Annotated in this window: 17 protein-coding genes and 1 other annotated feature; of the genes, 1 reads left to right on the forward strand and 16 read right to left on the reverse strand. The window is 28.3% G+C overall.

Going from position 1 to position 22,068, the window contains the following annotated elements; all coding sequences use genetic code 11:
- Positions 1–135: 135 nt before the first annotated feature.
- The 8 genes from gltX to O0R46_RS05380 form a co-directional block, all read right to left on the reverse strand.
- The gene (gene gltX, locus O0R46_RS05345; RefSeq protein ID WP_269310693.1) at positions 136–1,782 is read right to left on the reverse strand and encodes a glutamate--tRNA ligase; all 1,647 of its coding nucleotides are present in this window, start codon (positions 1,780–1,782) and stop codon (positions 136–138) included.
- Positions 1,783–1,886: 104 nt separating this feature from the next.
- Positions 1,887–5,090, reverse strand: a complete 3,204-nt coding sequence (locus tag O0R46_RS05350; protein WP_269310694.1) for a DEAD/DEAH box helicase — start codon at positions 5,088–5,090, stop codon at positions 1,887–1,889.
- Between the two features lie 126 nt (positions 5,091–5,216).
- Entirely contained in the window at positions 5,217–6,872 is a 1,656-nt protein-coding gene (locus O0R46_RS05355; protein WP_269310695.1) for an SH3 domain-containing protein, read from the reverse strand.
- A gap of 192 nt (positions 6,873–7,064) precedes the next feature.
- Positions 7,065–7,505 carry a MarR family winged helix-turn-helix transcriptional regulator gene (locus tag O0R46_RS05360; RefSeq protein WP_269310696.1) on the reverse strand — a complete coding sequence of 147 codons (441 nt, stop codon included), beginning with the start codon at positions 7,503–7,505 and terminating at the stop codon, positions 7,065–7,067.
- Between the two features lie 130 nt (positions 7,506–7,635).
- Positions 7,636–8,151, reverse strand: a complete 516-nt coding sequence (gene scpB / locus O0R46_RS05365; RefSeq protein WP_269310697.1) for an SMC-Scp complex subunit ScpB — start codon at positions 8,149–8,151, stop codon at positions 7,636–7,638.
- Positions 8,138–8,911, reverse strand: coding sequence for a segregation and condensation protein A (locus tag O0R46_RS05370; protein ID WP_269310698.1), 774 nt, complete (start codon positions 8,909–8,911; stop codon positions 8,138–8,140). Before O0R46_RS05370 ends, scpB begins: the two co-directional genes overlap by 14 nt.
- A gap of 17 nt (positions 8,912–8,928) precedes the next feature.
- Positions 8,929–9,540 carry a site-2 protease family protein gene (locus tag O0R46_RS05375; protein ID WP_269310699.1) on the reverse strand — a complete coding sequence of 204 codons (612 nt, stop codon included), beginning with the start codon at positions 9,538–9,540 and terminating at the stop codon, positions 8,929–8,931.
- 109 nt (positions 9,541–9,649) lie between these two features.
- A complete protein-coding gene (locus tag O0R46_RS05380; protein ID WP_269310700.1) occupies positions 9,650–11,320 on the reverse strand; it encodes a ribonuclease J in 1,671 nt (556 codons plus the stop codon).
- Positions 11,321–11,563: 243 nt separating this feature from the next.
- Here O0R46_RS05380 and O0R46_RS10215 point away from each other — a divergent pair, with 243 nt between their 5' ends.
- Positions 11,564–12,316, forward strand: coding sequence for a metal-dependent hydrolase (locus O0R46_RS10215; protein WP_422763453.1), 753 nt, complete (start codon positions 11,564–11,566; stop codon positions 12,314–12,316).
- Between the two features lie 45 nt (positions 12,317–12,361).
- On the opposite strand, the gene O0R46_RS05390 is transcribed toward O0R46_RS10215, so the two are convergent.
- The 8 genes from O0R46_RS05390 to O0R46_RS05425 form a co-directional block, all read right to left on the reverse strand.
- The gene (locus tag O0R46_RS05390) at positions 12,362–12,814 is read right to left on the reverse strand and encodes a Fur family transcriptional regulator (RefSeq protein WP_269310702.1); all 453 of its coding nucleotides are present in this window, start codon (positions 12,812–12,814) and stop codon (positions 12,362–12,364) included.
- Positions 12,815–12,936: 122 nt separating this feature from the next.
- Positions 12,937–13,359: a Holliday junction resolvase RuvX gene (gene ruvX / locus O0R46_RS05395; RefSeq protein WP_269310703.1), complete on the reverse strand. Its 423-nt coding sequence runs from the start codon at positions 13,357–13,359 to the stop codon at positions 12,937–12,939.
- Positions 13,346–15,628, reverse strand: a complete 2,283-nt coding sequence (locus O0R46_RS05400; protein ID WP_269310704.1) for a hypothetical protein — start codon at positions 15,626–15,628, stop codon at positions 13,346–13,348. The genes ruvX and O0R46_RS05400 overlap by 14 nt, the downstream gene beginning before the upstream one ends.
- Positions 15,629–15,634: 6 nt before the next feature.
- A complete protein-coding gene (locus O0R46_RS05405) occupies positions 15,635–15,895 on the reverse strand; it encodes an IreB family regulatory phosphoprotein (protein WP_269310705.1) in 261 nt (86 codons plus the stop codon).
- Between the two features lie 171 nt (positions 15,896–16,066).
- A complete protein-coding gene (alaS, locus tag O0R46_RS05410) occupies positions 16,067–18,703 on the reverse strand; it encodes an alanine--tRNA ligase (protein ID WP_269310706.1) in 2,637 nt (878 codons plus the stop codon).
- Between the two features lie 47 nt (positions 18,704–18,750).
- Positions 18,751–18,965: a binding site (T-box leader), on the reverse strand.
- A 106-nt stretch (positions 18,966–19,071) separates the two neighbouring features.
- Entirely contained in the window at positions 19,072–20,127 is a 1,056-nt protein-coding gene (gene mnmA, locus O0R46_RS05415; RefSeq protein ID WP_269310707.1) for a tRNA 2-thiouridine(34) synthase MnmA, read from the reverse strand.
- Between the two features lie 102 nt (positions 20,128–20,229).
- Positions 20,230–20,691 (reverse strand): RrF2 family transcriptional regulator, encoded by a 462-nt coding sequence (locus tag O0R46_RS05420; RefSeq protein WP_269310708.1) that lies wholly within the window; start codon positions 20,689–20,691, stop codon positions 20,230–20,232.
- Positions 20,692–20,784: 93 nt separating this feature from the next.
- On the reverse strand, positions 20,785–22,053 hold the full coding sequence (locus O0R46_RS05425; protein ID WP_269310709.1) for a replication-associated recombination protein A: 1,269 nt from the start codon (positions 22,051–22,053) through the stop codon (positions 20,785–20,787).
- Positions 22,054–22,068: the final 15 nt, after the last annotated feature.

Genomic DNA, 22,068 nt, shown 5'->3' on the forward strand with positions numbered 1-22,068 from the left:
AATTTACGTACTTTTTTTATTTTTTTTATAAAAAAATAGGCAAATAATAGAATATAACGAATTATATGCCTTATTTACCTATATTTTAGTTCGTGTTTTTTTGCTTAACAAAAATAAATTGTGCAATGTTTTTAATTATTTAATTTTATTAAGGTACTTATTTACTCTATTTACTACCCTTTCTGAACCCATGATTTGTTGTATGGACCATAGATCAGGAGACTGTTGTCTACCTACCACAGCGACTCTTATTGCTGTACTTACATCTGTTATATTTCCCTTAAAATCATCTGGATTCTTTTTAAATTCCTTGTTGTTTGACGTAAAACCATTTGAATCAGTAATTTCTTTAACTTTTTCGAACCATATTTCATTTGTATCATCTTGATTGTATGTATTTAAATACTGTTCTAAAATAATAATAGCATCTTCTTTTGACACTCTTTCAGGTAAGCTATCCCTATGTTCAAACGACTCTTCGAAATAATATCCAATAAATTCCATTATTTGTTTACAATTTATTAAATCTTTTCTAGGTTTTTTTCCAGTTCTTCCTATAGCAAGCAATTTTAATAGTTCATTGTAATATTTATTAATTAAAGAATTCACTTCTTTATCAAATTTATCTGACCATTCTAACATAAATCTCAATATTTCTTCTTCACTCATTTTTACTAAAACGTCTTTTGAAATATCGTTTAATTTATTTAAATCAAATAAAGCTCCTGATGAACTCATATTTTTTGTTTTAAAGTTAAATTCATTATAATCTGTGTCTGGATTTTTCATTCTCCACTCTTCGTAATTTGAATTCATAAGAGTCAATAAATATTCAGTTACAGCTTGTTGGAAATATCCATCTCTCATATAATATTCTAGAGAAAGTTCTGGATCTTTTCTCTTAGATAATTTTCTCTTTCTTCCATCTTCAGTCTTCATAAGATGTGCTGTATGATTGTAGTTTGGTCTTCTCCAACCCATTAAAAAGAAAAGTTCTAGATGAATCGGAAGAGTCGATAGCCATTCTTCTCCTCTTACTACATCTGTAATTCTCATAAAATGATCATCTACAACATGAGCAAAATGATAAGTAGGTATACCATTAGCCTTTAGAATAACTATATCTAAGTTATTTTGTCTAACCGTAATTTCCCCTCTAATTCCATCTATAAACTTCATAGCAATCTCAGGGTCACCAGTTGATTTTAATCTAAGTGTCCAAGGCATATCTTTATCTAAATTTTCTTTTATCTGATCTATAGTAAGATTCCTATCTTCAGCCCACTTACCATAATAACCAGTATTTACACCTTCTTTTTCTTGTCTTTCTCTTAGAGCTGCCATTTCTTCTTCACTGATGAATGAAGGATAAGCATATCCCTTCTCAGTTAAAAATTTTGCTGATGTTTGATAAATCTCTTTTCTATGACTTTGTCTATAAGGTCCGTAGTTACCTACTTCTCCATCAAGTGTAACCCCTTCATCAAATTCAATACCGAAAAATTTCAAAGAATTTATTATTAATTCCTCAGATCCTTCTACCTTACGCTTATCATCAGTATCTTCAATTCTCAAAAGCATAGTTCCATCTGATAAATGTGCCAATCTTTCATCTACTAGGGCGCCATATAGGTTTCCTAGGTGAATAAAACCAGTAGGACTAGGTCCTAACCTTGTAACCTTAGATTTTTTTCCCAATTCTCTTTGTGGGTATAATTCTTCATAGTAGTCTAAAGTTTTATCGATATGTGGAAATAATAATTCCGCAAGTTCTTTACTCATAGTGTCTCCTTATTTATTAGTTTTTATATAATTATATTTTTATATACTATTTTTAATTTCTATACAATATTATATTATATCATAGTTATTTAGCTATATCCAGCTTATTCCATTGTAAATAAATCCATCAATTCGTCAGTATTCATCTTATAAAAACTTCCAAAAGATGACTCAATAAAATTATCACTAATTTCTTTTTTATTCGCTTGCATTTTTAATATTTTTTCTTCTATTGTGTTTTTTGTGATTAAATTATACACTTGAACTTTATTTCTTTGACCTATTCTATAAGCTCTGTCAGTTGCTTGATTTTGTGCTGATACATTCCACCAAGGATCAATATGTATTACTACACTAGCCTCTGTAAGATTTAATCCAGTTCCTCCTGCTTTTAAAGATATTAAAAATAATGGGATATTACCTTCTTGGAACAAATCTACATTTTTCTTTCTATCCGATTTATTAGTAGAACCTGTCAAAAGTAGATAATCAATATTTTTCTTTTCGCATTCATCTATTATTAGATCTAATACACTAGTGAAAGTTGAAAATAATATTATTTTTTTGTTATTTTCTATACATTGTTTAACCAGTTCCATACAAGCTTGTATTTTTGATGAATTCTTATTAATATTTGAATACAAAAGCCTAGGATCAATACAAATTTGTCTTAATCTTGTAAGCATACTCAAAATCTGCAATTTATTTCCTTTGCTATCGGTATTACTGGCAATTTGCGTACTCAATTGAAATAAATTTGCCTTATACAAATCTCTTTCTTTTTGACTCATATCTATATACAAATTATTTTCAATTTTTTCAGGAAGCTCATTTAAAACCTGACATTTTAATCTTCTCAATATAAATGGCTCAACCATATATTTTAATCTACTACTTAAATCTTCATTTTTATCCAATACTATTGGCCTTTCATACCTTTTTGTGAAATAATCATATTTAAATAGATAACCTCTCATTATAAAATCAAAAATTGACCATAACTCTGACAATGAATTTTCTATTGGCGTTCCTGTAAGAGCAATTTTATATTTAGATTTTAATCTTTTAATTGAATGAGAAGCCTTTGTATTATGATTTTTTATATATTGAGCTTCATCTATTATAATGGTATCAAATTCAATTTTCTCATATAAATCAATATCCCTTTTTAAATAGTCATATGAAGTTATTACTATTTGACTGTCAATACTAGATATTTCTATATCCCTCTCTTCCTTAGAACCATGAATAGGAAGAATTATTTCTTCTTTGTTAAATTTTTCAAATTCATTTTTCCAGTTGAATATTAGAGAAGCCGGACAAACTATTATAGATGGCTTCGTTCTTTTTACTGATCCCAAATATGCAATGGTTTGTAAACTCTTTCCCAGCCCCATATCATCAGCAAGTATTCCATTTAATTCCATATATCTAAGTTTTAGTAGCCACTTTACTCCATCGACTTGATAATTTCTTAAAATATTTTTAAATTTAGGGTTTATTTTATATTTAATATTAGCATTAATCTTATCTTCTATATTTTTATCTATATTTACATCAAATTTTTTCTTTAAATTATCAATTTGAAAAATTCTATAATTATCTAATTTTATTATATCTTTTTTTAAATCTTTATCCTTTATATAAAAGTCACTTAATATATTATCTAATTTTGCTAACTCATCTTTATCAATCAAAATTCTTTGTCCATTTTTTAACTTAAAAAATTTCTTCTTTTTTCTATATTGACTTAGAATTCCGTATATTTCATCTTTATCTATATTTTCTGCATCAATATCCAATTCCAAGAAATTATTTTTTCGTCTCACACCAAAAGCAAACTTTAATTTTTTAGGGTTATTAAAATTTTTCATACTCTCGCTAAGATATATATCAGAGAAATTACTTAAAACTGCTAATGCTTCTTCCATAAATTTATCTATTTCTTTTTCTTTACTTATTAGTATAGATTCATTAATTCTATTTACATTTATATTTTTGTCTAAATATTTATTTAAATTTTCATACCCATCAATGTTTAGTACCTGAAAAACATTAATTATAGAAATTAGTTTGTTTTTTGAAAATTTATTTGACTTAAATTGTAAAAGTACACTATCATCATCTGCTAAATCACAATATAACTCTATATTACTGTTGTTATTAGTATTAAGAGATATAAAACTATTTGGCACAATTATGTTTTTTAATTTCCTATCTATATAATTTGAAAAATCAACCAAATTCTCCTTAGAAAAAACACGTTCATTATATATTATATCTCTAGAAATTTTTGCATCGAAATTAGACAAATTATCATATATTATCCTATTATCTTCTTTAGATATATAATAAATACTTTGATCTGATATAATAAGATTATCTTTTAACAATACATATTTATTTAACCTATCTCTTAAAGATGCTTCCAATTTTATTTTATAATTTTCATTTATCTTTTCTAGCTTTAAACTAAGTGAAATACCCGACTTAATAAAAAAATTTTCACTATTATTAGATTCATTTTTTGAAAATACACTTTTTAGTTCTTCAATATTATTATGATCAATATAAAACCTATCATTTTCAATATTGTAAGGATTATTAGCTATAATTTTTATCAAATCTATACTTTTTTTATCAAAACTTTCTTCTGTCATATAAACACTTAGATTTTTTCCAAACTTTATTATGCGCTTGTTTTTATAAGAATTTATAAATGAAATTATATCCTTAATCATATAGTCTCTGTCATTTCCAATTGTAAACTTTAGATAGGAATTAGTATTTGTCTGAGTCTTATAGACTGATAATTTGGCTTTAATATTAACTTTTAAATTTTTTTCTTCTAAAATTACTTTAGTGGTTTCTTCCTTTATTAAATTTTCTAACCAAATTTCTGTGTTAGAAATATTTTCATTTAAATTTTCTATTTCTTTAATATGCCTATTAAATTCAACTATATTTTCGCTACTTATAGCATTAAATTCATATGGATAATCAAAGTCACCATCCTTTATGTACCTTGCCAACATCCAAACATGCCAACATGGCTCCATATGATTGTGTTGTGAGCATGTACAAGTACCACTAATATAATCACCTCTTGTATTCACATATAAACTTGTAATATTATCTATATTATCGATTGCTGTTCTAGCCTTAATTAGTATATTATCATCATTTATTTTTTCTATTTTAAGTTTCATTATATAAAATTTAAAATCTTTATAACGTTTTTTTGCATTTTCTATATTTTTAGAGAAAAGAAAGTATTCTTGCTCTATGCTATCCATCTTTATTTTCATATCGCCTCCATAACATACACTTGCTATTATATCACTTGTAAGCTAGTGGCACAAAAATTTTTATCAGTTAACTAAAATAAAACCCACAATAAATTATTATGGGTTTTATTTATAATATTATAGTAATTATCTAAATTGTGGCACCTCATAGCTCATCAATTTTATTGAGCTAGAATATGTTCCTATTGTTGCCATGTTCTTCCCAATCATTGAGGGCCAAGCAATACCTGTAGCATATTGATGCCAAATATAATCTTTACACCATTTCATTTCATATAGTGTATTTTGCTTGTAAGTTTGATTATGGATATATCCATTAGCAATCCATTGAGCAGCTCCACCAATACCTTTATCTATTGTTGTCCATCCATATTTGTATGCTGTAGCAGCCCCACCTAGTCTAGCATTGCCATCTACAGCCCCAATACCAAATAGATTATATACTTTCACTCCCTTATAATCTATTCCTCTAGATAAATTTGACTTACCATATCCAGTTTCCACCATAGAGTGTGCAACTAAATATAAAACATTTATGTTATTATTTCTAGCTGCATCAATAAAAGCTTGTCCTTTATTATAGAATACATTTCCTGGAGGACAATATCTACTTAGATACCTGTTTAACTCTGTAGCTGTAATACAATTAGTGTACTGATCTAATTTTGCAAACTGCATCATACCAGCATAGTCAGTAAAATTTCTTGGATTCATAATTTTCATTAAATCATCCTTAGTTGCATAGGTTTGAAAGCTAATTGCTGTATTAATATTTCTTCTTCTATTAGTCATCTGCATATTCACAAACTGATCTAATGACATACCCATAGATATATATTTTACACTACCATCTGGAGTATTCTTTGAATCATTAATTTTACCTTCAAGATAATGTGAAGAAGCATATCCTTCCAAACCATTAAATTTTATTTTATACCATCCATTTGTATTAGAAATATATTGTACCTTATCTCCTTTTTTTAGAGTAATCAGTGACTTACTCAATGATGTAGGATTTGACCTTAAATATAATCTATCAGATTTAACTGTTAAAATATTAGTAGTTGTTCCATTAGCAGTTTTTAAATCAAGTGCCTTATTTTCAAAAGATAGGGAAGAATTAGAGTTCATTGTATTTTGTTTTGCTTCACTTTCTAAATAAGCCTGATACTCTTCTATACCTGTAGAATTATAAGAATCCACTGTCTTTTTATAAGTTTCCAAATTTATATCAGCACTTCTGCTAATACCATTAACCATTTGGCTATCCTCTAAAGCAACTTCCTCATTATTTTTTAATTGTTTGTCAGCAATTAACATTTTTGAAGATACATAACCTACTTGACCTTCATATTCGCATTTTGTCCAATCACTTGTTTCTTCAAGAACTCTTAATTTTTGACCCTTTTTTAGTTCGATTAATACTCTTGATTTAGTATCTGGCTCACTTCTAAAACTCACATTTTCATAGTAAGCAATTTTTATATTGTCATTTAAAGTATAGTTTGTTTTTGTATCAGATGTTTGCTTTATGACTAAAGTATTAGTCTGCACCCAACCATTTTTATTATTATATTCAATATTTGTCCATCCTTCATTTTCTGCTAGGATTCTGACTTTATCTCCCTTTTTAAGTATAAAACTTACACCTTTATTTATATCGGGATTTGTCCTTACATTTACATATTCAAAATTAACAACTGCATATTGTGTACTCGCTAAAGCACTTGCTCCAAGAGCTGGCAGTATAGCTAAAGATGATAAAAATATTTTAGCGTTCAATTTTTGCACATCCTTCCATGATAATATTTAAATTATAACAAAAGATTACAAAATTGTAAACTTTTTTTCCACATACTTGCCATAAAAGTATAGTTGATATATTTTAAAATCTTTCATAAATCTTATTTTGCAAAAATTGCATAAAAAAAGTGTGTCCCCTATAATTGACACACTTTTTTTATTAACCAAATGTTAATAAAGTTTCTCTGCAGCTTTAAATAGTACACTAAGACTCTTTTCAAGATTCTTTTTGAACTTATCGTCAAAGCTGTTCATTTTTGATACTAATATACCTGATATCCTATCTTCTTCTTCCTCTAGAATTTCATTACCTTCTTTTGTAATTCCATAGAATGTATTTCTTCTATCCTTAGGATCTTCTTCTCTAAATACAAATCCCATATCAACTAACTTGTTCAGCAATATGCATAGACTTGATGTTGAAACATAAAGTTCTTTACTTAAATTCTTAAGTTCAATCTTTTCATATTTCTTTATCTGTTCTAAAGTGAAAAATTGCTTAGATGTTAGCTTCTGTATTTTTTTCATACCAGATCCAGTAACATTCTTAATTAAATTATCAAATAGGTTAAAATTTTCAAGTAAAAGAAGTGCTAATTCCTTATCCTCCATCAATGGCCTCCTTAATTTCTTAGCAAAAGACAGCACTATACTATTACAAAAACAAAAAACCAACACAAAATACTTAGATATTAAATATATCATATTTTACTTAAAAAATATAGTTATTTTTAATATTTTTTTACAATTTATAATCTGGTAATTGATGAATACTCTCTATATTTAATATTTTTAAGAATTCATCAGTTGTTTTATATATTATTGGTTTACCGGTTTTTTCTAATCTTCCTGCTTCAAATATAAGATTATTGTCTAATAAAGTTTTAAGTACTTTATCGCATTTTACACCCCTAATTTCTTCCAAGTCATTTTTTGTAATGGGTTGCTTATAAGCTATTATAACCAAAGATTCAAAAGTAGCTTGGTTAAGAGGTCTCTTCTTATTTGGTCTTACAATTCTTCTAATATAATCACTATATATAGAATTAGAAGTCATTTGATATCTATTGTTTAGTTTTATAATTTGTATCCCTCTATTATTTTCTTTATATTCCTCTATTAAGAGATTTAGCATATATTCAATTTCTTTTGGTGATAACTCTTCATTTATAGCTAAGTTAAGTTCTTCTATAGATACTGGTTCAGCATAAGAAAACATAATAGCTTCAATTATATTTTTGATATCACTTCTCCTCATGTATAGATCCCGCCTTTCTTTTAACTATTATTTCATCACAAAATTTATCTTGATTAATAATTATTTCTTTAAGTTTTATTAATTCTAACAGGGCTAAAAATTCAGCTATAATTTCATTTTTACTAGAGTTTTTCACAAATTTATCAAAAGTAAATGAAGAATTTTTTGCAAGTTTTTTTCTTATTTCTTCAATTTTACCTTCTACCGGAATAATTTTATTTTTTACTATTTCCTCAAGTTTTTTCTCAATTTTAACATTAGAATGTTGGTTTATACTCTTTTCCATAGATTTTAAAATGTAAGGTAAAATATTTTCTATTTCCTCAATATTAACTTTACTTAAATCATAATCCAAATCCTTGTCTTCATCTTCTAAATAAGTTATTTCTTGTTCTCTATAGAATCTATGGTCCATATAGGATAATTTTTCTTCCAATAAATCACTAAGCATCCTATATTTTTTATACTCTTCTATTTTCTGAACAAGCTCAAGACGTGGATCCTCAACTTGATTTTCAGAGTCCCTATTCTTCATATAAAGTATGTACCTAGACTTAATTTCTAGAAGTTTAGAGGCCATAGCTATAAAATCACTCGCAAAATTCAAATCAAAATTTTTCATGGTATTTACATACTCTACATACTGATCTGTTATTTCGACCATTGAAATATCCTTAATATCTATTTGATTCTTATTTATAAGATCAAATAGTAAGTCCATAGGTCCTTCATACTTATTCAATTGCAAACTATAATCCATAAATTACACCTCAAACACTAAAAAATAATCAAAGACTCAACTAGTCTGGTAAATGTGAAATAAATTGGATTTAATATTAGAGAAAATGTATTTGTAAACATCATTATTACAAATACAATAAACACATATCTAGAATACTGATTTAATAAATCTATTGTCCTAGCTGGCAAAAATGTTGCTATCAAATTCCAACCGTCAAGTGGCGGTAAAGGAAGTATATTAAAACTCGCAAAAGCTATATTATATATAACTAAATTCATTAGTATATCATTTGCAAGTTGACTATCTATATGTTGCAAAATATTGGCAAAAATCACTGCAGATAATAAATTCATAAATATACCAGCCAAAGAAACTGTAATATTACCAATCTTATAATTTTTAAAATTATATGTGTTTACTGGCACAGGTTTAGCCCATCCAAATCTAATTATAAACATCATTAACATCCCTATAGCATCAATATGTTTTATTGGGTTTATAGTCATTCTTCCTAAATTTTTAGCAGTTGGATCTCCGTTTAAATTTGCCACAAATGCGTGACCAAATTCATGTATTGATAATGAAAATAATATAGCCAATAATGTCACTAAAAAACTAGATATACTATTTAAAAATGATAAATTCATCCTCGCTCCTTTCTTAACTAACAATCTATATTATACACTATTTTCTCACTTTTTTACTAATAAAAAAGTGAGAATTCTATTTTTGAATTCTCACTCAAATATACTTTTATTATACTTCCATTAATATAGGTAGTATCATAGGGTTCCTCTTTGTCTTAATATATAAATAATCCCTTAACTCTTCTTTTATAGTATTTTTGATATAAGCCCATTCCTTTATATTTTTATCTTCACAACGTTCAAATATATTAGTGATTATATCTTTAGCTCCATCCATTAATCCTTCAGACTCTCTGACATATACGAATCCTCTAGAAATAATATCTGGACCTGCTAATATTCTACCATCTTCTTTAGATAGTGTTACAACAATAGTCATCAATCCATCTTCTGATAAATGTTTTCTATCTCTTAGAACTATATTACCTACATCTCCTACACCAAGTCCATCTACTAATATTCTACCTGATGTAACTCTTTGACCCCTTCTAGCAGAATTAGCATTGACTTCAAATGTCTCTCCGTTAGATATTATAAATATATTTTCTTCTTTTGTACCTGTTTCTTTGGCAAGCTCAGCATGTCTTTTTAACATTTTATACTCACCGTGTACAGGTAAGAAATATTTTGGTTTTGCAAACGCCTGCATTAATTTCAATTCATCCCTTCTCGCATGACCAGATACATGTATATCTGCAATGTCACTTGACACAACATCGGCTCCCTTTTCAAGTAAGAAATTTATCACCTTAGAAACTGTCTTTTCATTTCCTGGTATTGGATGTGCTGATATTATTACTAGGTCACCCTTTTTAATTTCAACCTTTTTATGTTCAGCATTTGCCATCCTTGCAAGAGCTGACATCGGTTCTCCTTGTGATCCAGTCGTGATAATTACCAATTCATTGTCTTTGTATTTGTGTATATCATTTAAATCAATTATATTTTCGTCATCAGTTATATATCCTAATTCTTTTGCAACACCAACTATATTTACCATAGATCTTCCAGATACAGCTACCTTACGTCCATAAGTTTTTGCAACCTCAGTAATCTGTTGTAATCTATGTATATTAGATGCAAATGTAGCCACAATTATCCTACTATCAGATGCTTTTTTAAATAACATATCTAGTCCAGCACCTACTCTTTTTTCAGACATAGTACTGCCTTCTTTATCTGCATTAGTACTATCTGCCATCATTACTAATATACCTTCTTCATCACTAATTTGACATATTCTGTGTATATCCATCATCTGTCCATCAATAGGTGTTAAATCAATCTTAAAATCTCCAGTATGATATATTACACCTTGATCAGTATGAACAGCTATAGAGTAAGCATCAGGTATCGAATGTGTTACCTTAATGAATTCAACAGACATATTCTTTAATTTTATCTGTTTTCTTGGACTGATTATATTAAGTTTTGCATTATTAATTCTATGTTCCTTCAATTTAACTCTTATTAACTCAATACTTAAAGCAGATCCGTACACAGGAACATTTAATTTTTTTAAGATATATGGCATTGCGCCTATATGGTCCTCATGACCGTGCGTAATAAATATGCCCTTTACCTTGTCAATGTTTTTTTGTAGATAAGTAACATCTGGTATTACTATATCAATCCCTAATAGCTCATCTTCTGGAAAGCTAAGTCCAGCGTCTATAACTATTATTTCGTCCCTATACTCTATAACAGTCATATTTTTACCAATTTCATTCAGACCGCCTAGTGGTATTATTTTTATTTTATCATTATTATTTTTCGTCAAAATCTTTCTCCTTTTATCTATCACGAACACAAATACATTACTAATATAATACCACAATTATAGTCATTTTAAAACTTTTTTATTTAATCTAAAAGTTTTATTGACTTTTCTTCATTTTATTTATATTATATTTTTAGTAATTTCATTAAGTATAATTTAAAATATAGTAGTTTTTTTAAAATTTAATTTAATTATAAATAATATGTTTTAATTAATACTAAATTTTGATAGAAAGGTTTTATTATGAGAGGAAAATCACACCTAATAATAGGAACACTAAGCTCTTTAGAAATATATTTATTGCTTAGTCCAAAAATACAACTCAATACTTCTACTGCTATTTGTTTAGGTTCAGCCATTTTTTTCTCAACATTTCCAGATATAGATGAGGCAAATTCCAACGTCCTAAATAAAATTGTCAACAAAGCTAAAGTAAAAAATTTACACAAAATTATAACATATATTCTATTAATATTAATTTTTTATTTATATTCTAAGACTGATAATTCACTTTATATAGGTATAGGATTTTCTATTTTTATAGTAGGAATTATAAATAAAAAGTTTACAGCCAATTTTTTAAGATCATTTTTGATGTTTATATTTCTTTTTATTTTATCAATTTCTATATATTTAATATCAAAAAATTTACCAATTTCCTTATTGGTACTAGTTTTTTCCTTGCTACCACTATTTAGCCATAGAACTCTTTCGCACTCATTGTTTATAGTTATTTTGCTATTTTTAGCTCTTAAATATGTGGAGATTACTTTTTCTATATATGGATTATCAATTATGGCCACGAGTGCATATATAAGTCATTTGATATGTGATTCTATGACGAAAATGGGAATACCATTATTTTTCCCAATATCAAAAAAAAATTACAATATCAGTAAATTAAGGGTTGGAACATTTTTATGCAATAGTGTAGAAAATATAATTATTTTTATATTAATATTAATTGTATTACTTACTTTAAGTTTTTTAATATAAATGCACAAAAAAACATGTACGATTAATCATACATGTTTTTATTTTTTATTTTTTACCTGCGTCTAAGCAGTCACCACAGATTCCATAGAACTTTAAATCATGATTCTTAATTTTGAAATTGTAAGATTTTTCTATTGTTCTTTCTATATCATCTAGCAAATCTTCTTTTACTTCAATTATTTTACCACACTCTTTACATATCAAGTGATGGTGGTGATGTGTATCTTCTCCTTCGACATTTATTTCATATCTAATACATCCATCATCCAAATTCAATTTAGAAATTCCATTAATATCATCAAGTAGCTGCATAGTTCTATAAACAGTAGCTAAGCCAATTTCTGGACAGTTAACACGAACTTTATCATAAATTTCTTCACTACTTAAATGAGAATTTTCATTTTCGATAAGAACTTCAATAATAGCTCTTCTCTGAGGTGTTATTTTAAAGCCAGTAGCTTTAAGTTTTTCCTTTAATAGTTTCATTGTATTTTCCATACTATACCCTCGCTTTTTTCAATTGATAATAATAATATTATTAATAATATAAATCATAAATCTCAATATGTCAATAGGCTAAGCCGACCTAGAAATTCATTTGATAAAGCTCAGTATAGCAATTAGAACTTTTTGAAGTCTAAATAATTTTGTAATATTAATACTGCAGCTAATTTATCGATAACTTTCTTTCTATTTTTTCTACTGACATCTCCACTTATTAGCATCTTTTCTGCTGAAACAGTTGTTAGTCTTTCATCCCAAAATTCTATTTCTAAACCTGTTTCCTCTTTTATATAATCACAAAGTTTAATTACTTTTTCTGCTTGGGGACCAACACTACCATTCATATTTTTTGGTAAACCTGATACTATCAAATTTACCTGCTTTTCCGAGATTATCTTTTTTAGCTCTTCTATATCTTCTTTTTTACTTTTTCTTTTTATAGTAGTAACACCTTGAGCAGTCATACCCATTAAATCACTTACTGCTACACCAATGGTATTGTTACCTATATCTAATCCCATTATCCTACCTGATAACATTAGTATCCTCCAATTTTAACTTTTTATTCATTAAAATGATTATTATCGGTATTAACAGATAAATTGAATCTGTTGCTGCTGCTATAATACCCGAGTCATTAACCAATAATGTTATTATACATCCAACCATAATTGATAGAAATCCTTTATATATAATTGGATACTCTTTTTTAATAGCAACAAACTCTTTATTTGGTCTAAATATAGTTAAAGCTAAGAAAGCTAAACCAACTAATAATATATTTACCCAAACAGTAGTCTGTGCTAACTGAATATTCATATCAATTTTTCTAGCAAAAACATATATAATTTCCATTGGACCATTATTCATTATTTGCTTCACAAAATTTCCTAGGTGTGAACCCATTCCCAAAGCTATATCTGCTACTGCAAACACCGCTACTAGTGCAAATGTAGAAATACCTATCATCATTGTTTTCTTAAAATCTATCTTGATATTGAATACGAGTAACACAAATACCAAATATGCTATGGTTTCCGAAATTGCACCACCAACATTTGCTCCCATAGCTGGATATGCTGAAGTAAATAGTATAAATATCATGATAGGTATCAACAATAGTTTTGGTATTTTTTTATATTCAAGGAGAATAGCGATACCTAATATAGCACTACCAACAGTTACCCCTTCATATTCATTGCCTATACCATAATACCTTGCACCCATTATCGGATCATAGCTCATTACATTACTTGACATTAAAGGTGTAGATAAAATAGAATCAACCACTATTATACCTATCATAATCAGAGCATAAAATCCAAGTTGTCTCATGTCTTTTCCTTTAAATGCCATAGTCGCAATTACATAGTATACTAGAGATACAAATAAAATCGCCATAGATACTCCAAGTTTTGAACTAGCATTGAATATAGGTGCAGTTTGGAAGGCTAAAGGCATTATTAATCCAAGTTTTATCATTTCCTTTAAGATTATGATTATTGTTTTTTTATGCTTTATTGGCAACTTATGTCTTTGCCATAGTGCCAAAGCACCTAATACCCATGATATGACAATAATAACAACGTATATATTTATAATATCCATTCTCATGGTAGCAATAGATACTATTTTTTCGTAATCTTTTTTCAAAAATTCAAAATGATTATGTTTTGGAACAGATTTAATTACCCTACCGTTCATTTCAGAATTTTTTATGCCCATTCTATTTAGAATATCGGCACCAATGTCAGTGTTAGTAATAAGACCTTTTCTTCTAGTAGTTGATGAAGTTAAAAGTCCTGCAGTTTTTTCAGACATATCAAATCTTATTACACTGCCTAGTCTTTTATTATTTTTAAAATCTACCTTACTTGGAAATGACCCTATTACATATATTGTATCGTTTGATCCCGCCATATTAAATACTTGTTCTAAATATTTATTTACATCGCTGTAGACCATTCGTTTCATGTTAAGTTTTGTCTTTTCATTTAAATTAACTTTATATTCATCATATCTAAATGTGTCTCCCAAGTTTACCATCAAGACATCAGAACTATTATAATATTTTTTTGTTCCTTCCAACAATTTATCATAATCAGTCCTAAAGCCGTAGGGATATCTAGAATCTTCAATATTTAAATCATCCAATACGCCATTTTCAATTCTTCCCTTACTATCCATAAGAGATAGGGCAAAATCTCTATTTTTTACAAATTGCCCCTCTTCGTTTATATAATCACTATTGCCAAGTACCGAAATTTTCTTATTAGCAGATTTTAATGTGTCACCTAAAATTCCTATTTTCGACTTATATTCTCCCTTTGTTTGATTATAAGCATCTATATCATTAATATTTAATAGGTTAATACTTTCAGCTCTTAAACCAGTAGCATGTTTGTACATATTTTTTTCTTTTTGACTTGAATTTGATATTATTAATTGTTTTTCCTGATCTATATTAACTCTACCAGTAGAACCCATGCTAGCATAATTTCTTCTATCATCGTATCCTTTATCACCTCTAATATTCATAAGTGCTATAGAAGCTTTATTCATACGTTTTTTTATAGCGTTAATAGTCCTCATATTATCTAGATTTACTCTATTAATATCTATAATGATTATCTTACCATTATTACTAGCTGTATTATTTTTTGCCTCTTTATCAATTTCACCTTTGGACAAGTTCATTTCTGTTGAATAAGTAAAGTCAGATTTTGACTTTGATTGTGCAAAAATAGAACTTGAAAAAGTCAATACCATGATTAATGATATAAAAATTGATGTAAACTTCTTATACATTCATTCTTACTCCTTGATATCTAAATATTTTGTCATCACTTCTTCTAAGATTTCATCTCTTTCAAATCTCTTTATTAATGACCTTGCGTTTTTATGACTTGTAACATAACTTGAGTCCCCAGATAATAAATATCCTATCAACTGATTTATTGGATTATATCCTTTTTCTTCCATAGCAGAATAAACATGTAATATTGTTTCTGCTACAGTCAATTTATCATCATTTATACCTTCAAATTGTACAGTACTATCCATTTTATTACTCATAAGAAACCTCCTTAAATTAATAAATTAAAATATAAAATATAATAGCATAAAATTAAGCATATTAATTATATGCTATTAATATTGATTTTACCCTAATTAGGCAAAAATCGCAAGTTTTTAGAAAAAAGTTAAGGGCTCATATGAGCCCTTAATATACTTAATTTTATTTACTTATTTTATTTGGGATTCTAATATTTTAGAAGCTTCGTTTAATGCATCATCTAACTTATCAACATCGCTTGCACCTGCTTGAGCCATATTTGGTCTACCTCCGCCCTTTCCACCAGCAATCTTAGCAACTTCTCTTACTATATTACCTGCATGAGCACCCATATCAATAGCTTCTTTACTTGCTGTTACTACTATGTTTATCTTTCCATCTATCACATTTGCCAACACTATTACTGAATTTTCTTTTTTATCTCTTAACTTATCAGCTGTTTCTCTAAGGGTATCCAGATCCATACCTTCGTATTTATTTGTAATTAGATTTAATCCTTTTACTTGTATTGCAGAATCAAGTACTGAATCAGCATTTTGCAATGATAATTGAGTCTTTATATTATGTAGCTCTTTTTCTATAGCCTTCGTATCTTCCAACAATGTATTAATTCTGTTTTCAAGATTAACTTCTCTTGTCTTCAATGCTACTGCTATATTTTCAACTAATTTATCTTTATCTAGTATATACTTATATGTAGCAATACCAGTTATAGCTTCTATTCTACGTACACCTGCAGCTATTCCACCTTCAGATATTATCTTGAATAAACCTACTTGAGAAGTATTAGTAAGATGAGTACCACCACAAAGTTCTATAGATGTATCTCCCATTTTTATTACCCTAACTTGATCTCCATACTTTTCACCAAATAGAGCCATAGCACCCATTTCTTTAGCATCTTTTATTGACATTACACTTGCTGTAATAGGCATAGCTTTGAATACATATGAGTTAACTAAAAATTCTATTTGAGCTAATTCTTCTTTTGTAATAGCTTCAAAATGTGTAAAATCAAATCTTAGCCTGTCAGGATCTACTAAAGAACCCGCTTGATTTACATGTTCACCTAAAACAGTTTTTAGAGCTTTATGTAGTAAGTGAGTAGCTGAATGATTCCTTGCTGCACTCATTCTAAGTTCTTCATTTACATTTGTTTTCACATCTTCCCCAACAGCCAAAGAACCTCTAACAACTATACCTTTATGCTTGATACTACCACCTGCACCCTTAAGGGTATCTGTTACATTAAATAGACCTGTTAATGATTTTATTTGCCCCTTATCACCTACTTGACCTCCGCCATTTGGATAAAATGTAGTATTATCCATTACTATTTCAGCTTCTTTTCCTTCAGCTATTGACATCACTATTTGGCCTTCAGAAATTATAGCCTTTATCTTTGCTCTTTTAGAAAGTTCTTCATAACCATCAAATTCAGACTTTGCATCCTCCAATGATGTTAGAGGATCTTCTTTCCAAGCTTCATCTTCCATATTGCCTCTAGCAGATCGTGCTCTTTCTTTTTGAGCTTCCATTTCTTTTTCAAAACCTTCTTCATCAAGACTTAAATTCTCATCTTCAAGTATTTCTTTAGTCAAATCTAGAGGGAAACCATAAGTGTCATAAAGTTTAAAGGCTTGTTCTCCACTTATTGTCTTATTTCCAGTACCTTCTAATTCTTTTGTATAAGATTTTAAGATTTCAAGCCCTTGTTCTAAAGTTTCAAAGAATTTTTCTTCTTCTATACCTATAACTTTCTTAATATAGGATTCTTTTTCTTTTAGTTCAGGGTAAGCATCTCCACTAGTTGTTAATACCACATCTACTAAAGAATTTAAGAATTCACCTTTTATACCAAGTAATTTTCCATGTCTAGCAGCTCTTCTTAGAAGCCTTCTAAGAACATATCCTCTACCTTCATTTGAAGGTAATATACCATCCGCAACCATAAAACTTACTGATCTAATATGGTCTGTGATTATTCTAATTGACTTATCATCTTTTGAGTTTTGTCCATAAGTTTTACCCGCTATTGAGCTTATCTTTTCTAGTATTGAATGTATAGTATCAACTTCAAATATAGTGTCAACATCCTGCATAATACATGCAATACGTTCAAGACCCATTCCAGTATCTATATTTTTATTTTCAAGATCTCCATAGGATCCATCTTCTTTTTTATCAAATTGAGTAAATACTAGATTCCAAAATTCTAAGAATCTATCACAATCACAACCTGGCTTGCAATCTTCACATCCGCAACCATACTTTTCGCCTTTATCAAAGTATATTTCTGAACAGGGTCCACAAGGTCCAAGTCCAATTTCCCAGAAATTATCATCTTTTCCTAATCTTACTATTTTATTTTCATCAAAACCTATATGATTTTTCCATAAATCGAATGCTTCGTCATCAGTTTCATATACAGTAACCCACAATTTATCTTCAGGTATTTTTAACCATTCAGTTATAAATTCCCACGCCCAACTTATAGCTTCTTTTTTAAAATAATCTCCAAATGAAAAATTTCCCATCATTTCAAAAAAAGTAGCATGTCTTGCTGTAACGCCTACATTTTCTATATCACCTGTTCTAATACATTTTTGAACAGTTGACATTCTATTTTTAGGAGGTGTTTCAACCCCTGAAAAATAATTTTTTAAAGGTGCCATACCTGAATTTATCAATAAAAGTGACTTATCATTACTTGGCACAAGTGAGTGCGACTTTGCAATATAATGTTCCTTTGACTTGAAAAATTCAGTGAAATTGCTTCTAATTTCATTTAAACCCATTTTTTCCATATATAATTCCTCCATTTTTGTAATAAAAAAACTCGCTCCTGTAAAAATACAGGGGCGAGCAAAATATTCGCGGTACCACCCTGATTATATGATTTATATCACATATCTCATTTGTCTTTAACGCAGATTCACGTCTAAGCCTACTATTTATTTCAGCAAAGCTGTTCCAGGACTGCTTCATATACTGTATTGGAGATATTCACACCATCAATCTCTCTCTTTACAACCTTGGCATATTACTATTTCCCTTCATAACATTTATATAATTATTAAATATAATACAATTTTACATTAATAATAAAAATAATACAAGTTAATTTTACCATATTTTAGACTCTACTAAGCTTAATATAGTGAAATATTTAGAATTACTCTATTATTCCACCTCCTACAAGTATATCTCCATCATAAAATACTATACTCTGTCCCTTTGTAATAGCTCTTTGCGGTTCGTCAAATACTACATTTATTTTATCATCTCCAAGATTTGTAATCGTAACTCTTGCTGGTTTTGCAGAATATCTAATTTTTGCATCATAAACTATTTTATCTTTTACTTCATCTATTGAAAAAGGTATAAAATTTACATTAGAAGCTTCTAATTCATTTTTGAATAAATCCTCATTATCTCCAAGCACTATTGTATTATCTTTGCCATTTATGTCTATTACATACTTTGGCTTTCCAAAAGTAACCCCTAAGCCCTTTCTTTGACCGATGGTATAAGAAATTATTCCCTTGTGCTCGCCTAAGTCATTACCTTCACTATCAACAAAATGTCCTTTATCAGATTTTATATTGGTTTTCTCTCTTAGAAATCTTTCATAATCTTGATCTGGTATAAAACAAATATCCTGACTATCTGGCTTATTATGAACTTCCAGGCCTATTTCTTTGGCAATCTCCCTAATTCTAGGCTTATCATAGTGCCCTATTGGAAATAAAGTTCTGGCTAATTTATCCTGTGTCAAATTATATAATACATAAGTTTGATCCTTGTGATCATTATCTGCTCTATGAATTTCATATCTACCTGTTTCTTCATTTTTTAGACATAGAGCATAGTGGCCAGTTGATATGTATTTACAATTTAATTCATCTGCTTTTTTAAACAAGTCTCCAAATTTAATATTTTTATTGCAGAATACACATGGATTTGGAGTCCTCCCCATTTCATACTCTCTAACAAAATTTTTTATTACCTTGTTCTTAAATTCATTTTGCAAATCAACTACATGAAATTCTATTCCTAAACTATCACAGACTTTCTTTGCATCATTAATATGCTTATTGTCACCCGAATCCCAAAGTTTCATATGTACACCAACTACATCATAACCTTGCTTTTTTAACAGATACGCAGCTACTGAACTATCTACTCCACCACTCATACCTAATAACACTCTATTATTTTCTATTTTCATTTTTACCTTCACTTTCTTTTAAAACAACCATTATATTTCCTATTAAAACAAAAAAGAGCTCTTCGCTCTCCCCTGTAATGATAATATATATTTAATTGAGAACTATTTTACCTTATTCATTAATTTACTTATGTCATCTTCCCTATATTCAAAATTTGACTCGTAATCGTCTACCATATCCTGTAATGATATGGACATTGTAACTTCTTCTATTGCATTTTTTATTCTTGCCCATACATATTTCGTAGAACAAACATTAGAATTTTCACATAAATCTTCATCTAGCAAACATTCGGTAAAGGCCATATTACCTTCTAATACTTTCAATATGTCAGCTACAGTAATTTTAGATGCTTCTTTTGCTAAAAGATAGCCACCTTGTGCACCTCTAATACTTTTTACAAGCTTGGCTTTTTTCAACATGGAAAAAATCTGTTCTAGATACTGATCTGAAATATTCTGTTGTTTTGCTATGTGTTTTAATGAAACTGGCTTATTTTCTGAGCTAATAGCCAATTCAAACATAGCTTTCAGACCATATTTACCTTTTGTCGATAGTTTCATTTAATCACCTCACTATAAAAAGTTAATTCCTAGTAAAATACTATGATTTAACCCTTAAAAATATAATATTATATCCTAGTAAAAAAGTCAATATTATTTTTTATAGGCACCAATTTTTTTAAAATATTCTTTAACTTGCCTTTCAAATTTGTTGTCCTGTGGTTCATAGTATATTTTATTTTTCATATTTTCAGGCAGATAAGTCTGTTTTATATAATGATTTTCATAGTTATGTGGATATAGATATCCTAAACCATGTGAAAGTTTTTTAGCACCTGAATAGTGTGAGTCTTTTAATATATCTGGAATATCATCAGCCATGTCATTATCTATGTCACTAAGCGCTGACCCTATAGCCATATAAGATGAATTAGATTTTGGGGAAGTCGCAAGTAATATAGCAGCTTGTGCTAAAGGTATTCTAGCTTCAGGAAAACCAACTTGCATAGCAGAATCAACACATGCCTTTACCACTACAATAGCATTTGGGTACGCCATTCCAATATCTTCGCTAGCTATAATCAATAACCTCCTACAAATGGAAATCAAATCTCCTCCTTTTATTAGCATAGCCAAATAATATACAGCTGCATCAGGATCAGAACCTCTAATAGATTTCTGAAGTGCACTGAGTAAATTATAATGTACATCTCCGTCTGTATCAAAATTATATGCAGTCGATATATTTAAATTTAATATTAGTTCATCATCAATTATTAATCTTCCATCTTCATCTAGGTTTGAAGAATTTATAGCAAGCTCTAGCGTATTTATAGCTGATCTCATATCCCCTCCTGAAGAAAATGAAATCTTATCAAGTGCATTTTCCTTACATACAACTTTTGAAAGAGATTCTATATTATATTTCCTTATTATATTTTCTAGACCTGATTTAATATCATCTTTACTAAGTAGTTTAAATTCCATTACAATAGAACGACTTAGTATGGCCTTGTATATATAATGATATGGATTTTCTGTGGTACTTGCTATTAAAGTTATTTCTCCAGTTTCAATAAACTCAAGTATAGATTGCTGCTGCTTTTTATTAAAAGACTGAATTTCATCTATATACAGTAATATACCATTTTCATTTCCTAATTTTCCTATTTGCTTTATCACTTTTTTAATTTCTTCTGTAGATGAATTAGACGCATTTATTTTAAAAAAAGTCTTATTAGATTCCTTTGATAGAATTTCTGCAACTGTTGTTTTTCCTAAACCTGGAGGTCCAAAAAAAATAAGATTAGGTAAAAAATTTTTATTTATCATATTAGATAATACTTTATTTTGGCCAATCAAGTGTCTCTGTCCCACTATATCATCAATTGTTTTTGGTCTGTATTTATCAGCTAATGGCATATCTGCTCCTCTCAA

The organism is Peptostreptococcus equinus (genome assembly GCF_027125355.1).
Classification (GTDB): domain Bacteria; phylum Bacillota; class Clostridia; order Peptostreptococcales; family Peptostreptococcaceae; genus Peptostreptococcus; species Peptostreptococcus equinus.

Excerpts from the sequence above, each read along its gene's own strand:
- gltX (WP_269310693.1), bottom strand. The coding sequence starts at position 1,782 with ATGAGTAAAGAACTTGCGGAATTATTATTTCCACATATCGATAAAACT.
- O0R46_RS05350 (WP_269310694.1), bottom strand. The coding sequence starts at position 5,090 with ATGAAAATAAAGATGGATAGCATAGAGCAAGAATACTTTCTTTTCTCT.
- O0R46_RS05360 (WP_269310696.1), bottom strand. The coding sequence starts at position 7,505 with ATGGAGGATAAGGAATTAGCACTTCTTTTACTTGAAAATTTTAACCTA.
- scpB (WP_269310697.1), bottom strand. The coding sequence starts at position 8,151 with ATGAGGAGAAGTGATATCAAAAATATAATTGAAGCTATTATGTTTTCT.
- O0R46_RS05370 (WP_269310698.1), bottom strand. The coding sequence starts at position 8,911 with ATGGATTATAGTTTGCAATTGAATAAGTATGAAGGACCTATGGACTTA.
- O0R46_RS05375 (WP_269310699.1), bottom strand. The coding sequence starts at position 9,540 with ATGAATTTATCATTTTTAAATAGTATATCTAGTTTTTTAGTGACATTA.
- O0R46_RS10215 (WP_422763453.1), top strand. The coding sequence starts at position 11,564 with ATGAGAGGAAAATCACACCTAATAATAGGAACACTAAGCTCTTTAGAA.
- O0R46_RS05390 (WP_269310702.1), bottom strand. The coding sequence starts at position 12,814 with ATGGAAAATACAATGAAACTATTAAAGGAAAAACTTAAAGCTACTGGC.
- ruvX (WP_269310703.1), bottom strand. The coding sequence starts at position 13,359 with ATGTTATCAGGTAGGATAATGGGATTAGATATAGGTAACAATACCATT.
- O0R46_RS05400 (WP_269310704.1), bottom strand. The coding sequence starts at position 15,628 with ATGTATAAGAAGTTTACATCAATTTTTATATCATTAATCATGGTATTG.
- O0R46_RS05405 (WP_269310705.1), bottom strand. The coding sequence starts at position 15,895 with ATGAGTAATAAAATGGATAGTACTGTACAATTTGAAGGTATAAATGAT.
- alaS (WP_269310706.1), bottom strand. The coding sequence starts at position 18,703 with ATGGAAAAAATGGGTTTAAATGAAATTAGAAGCAATTTCACTGAATTT.
- mnmA (WP_269310707.1), bottom strand. The coding sequence starts at position 20,127 with ATGAAAATAGAAAATAATAGAGTGTTATTAGGTATGAGTGGTGGAGTA.
- O0R46_RS05420 (WP_269310708.1), bottom strand. The coding sequence starts at position 20,691 with ATGAAACTATCGACAAAAGGTAAATATGGTCTGAAAGCTATGTTTGAA.
- O0R46_RS05425 (WP_269310709.1), bottom strand. The coding sequence starts at position 22,053 with ATGCCATTAGCTGATAAATACAGACCAAAAACAATTGATGATATAGTG.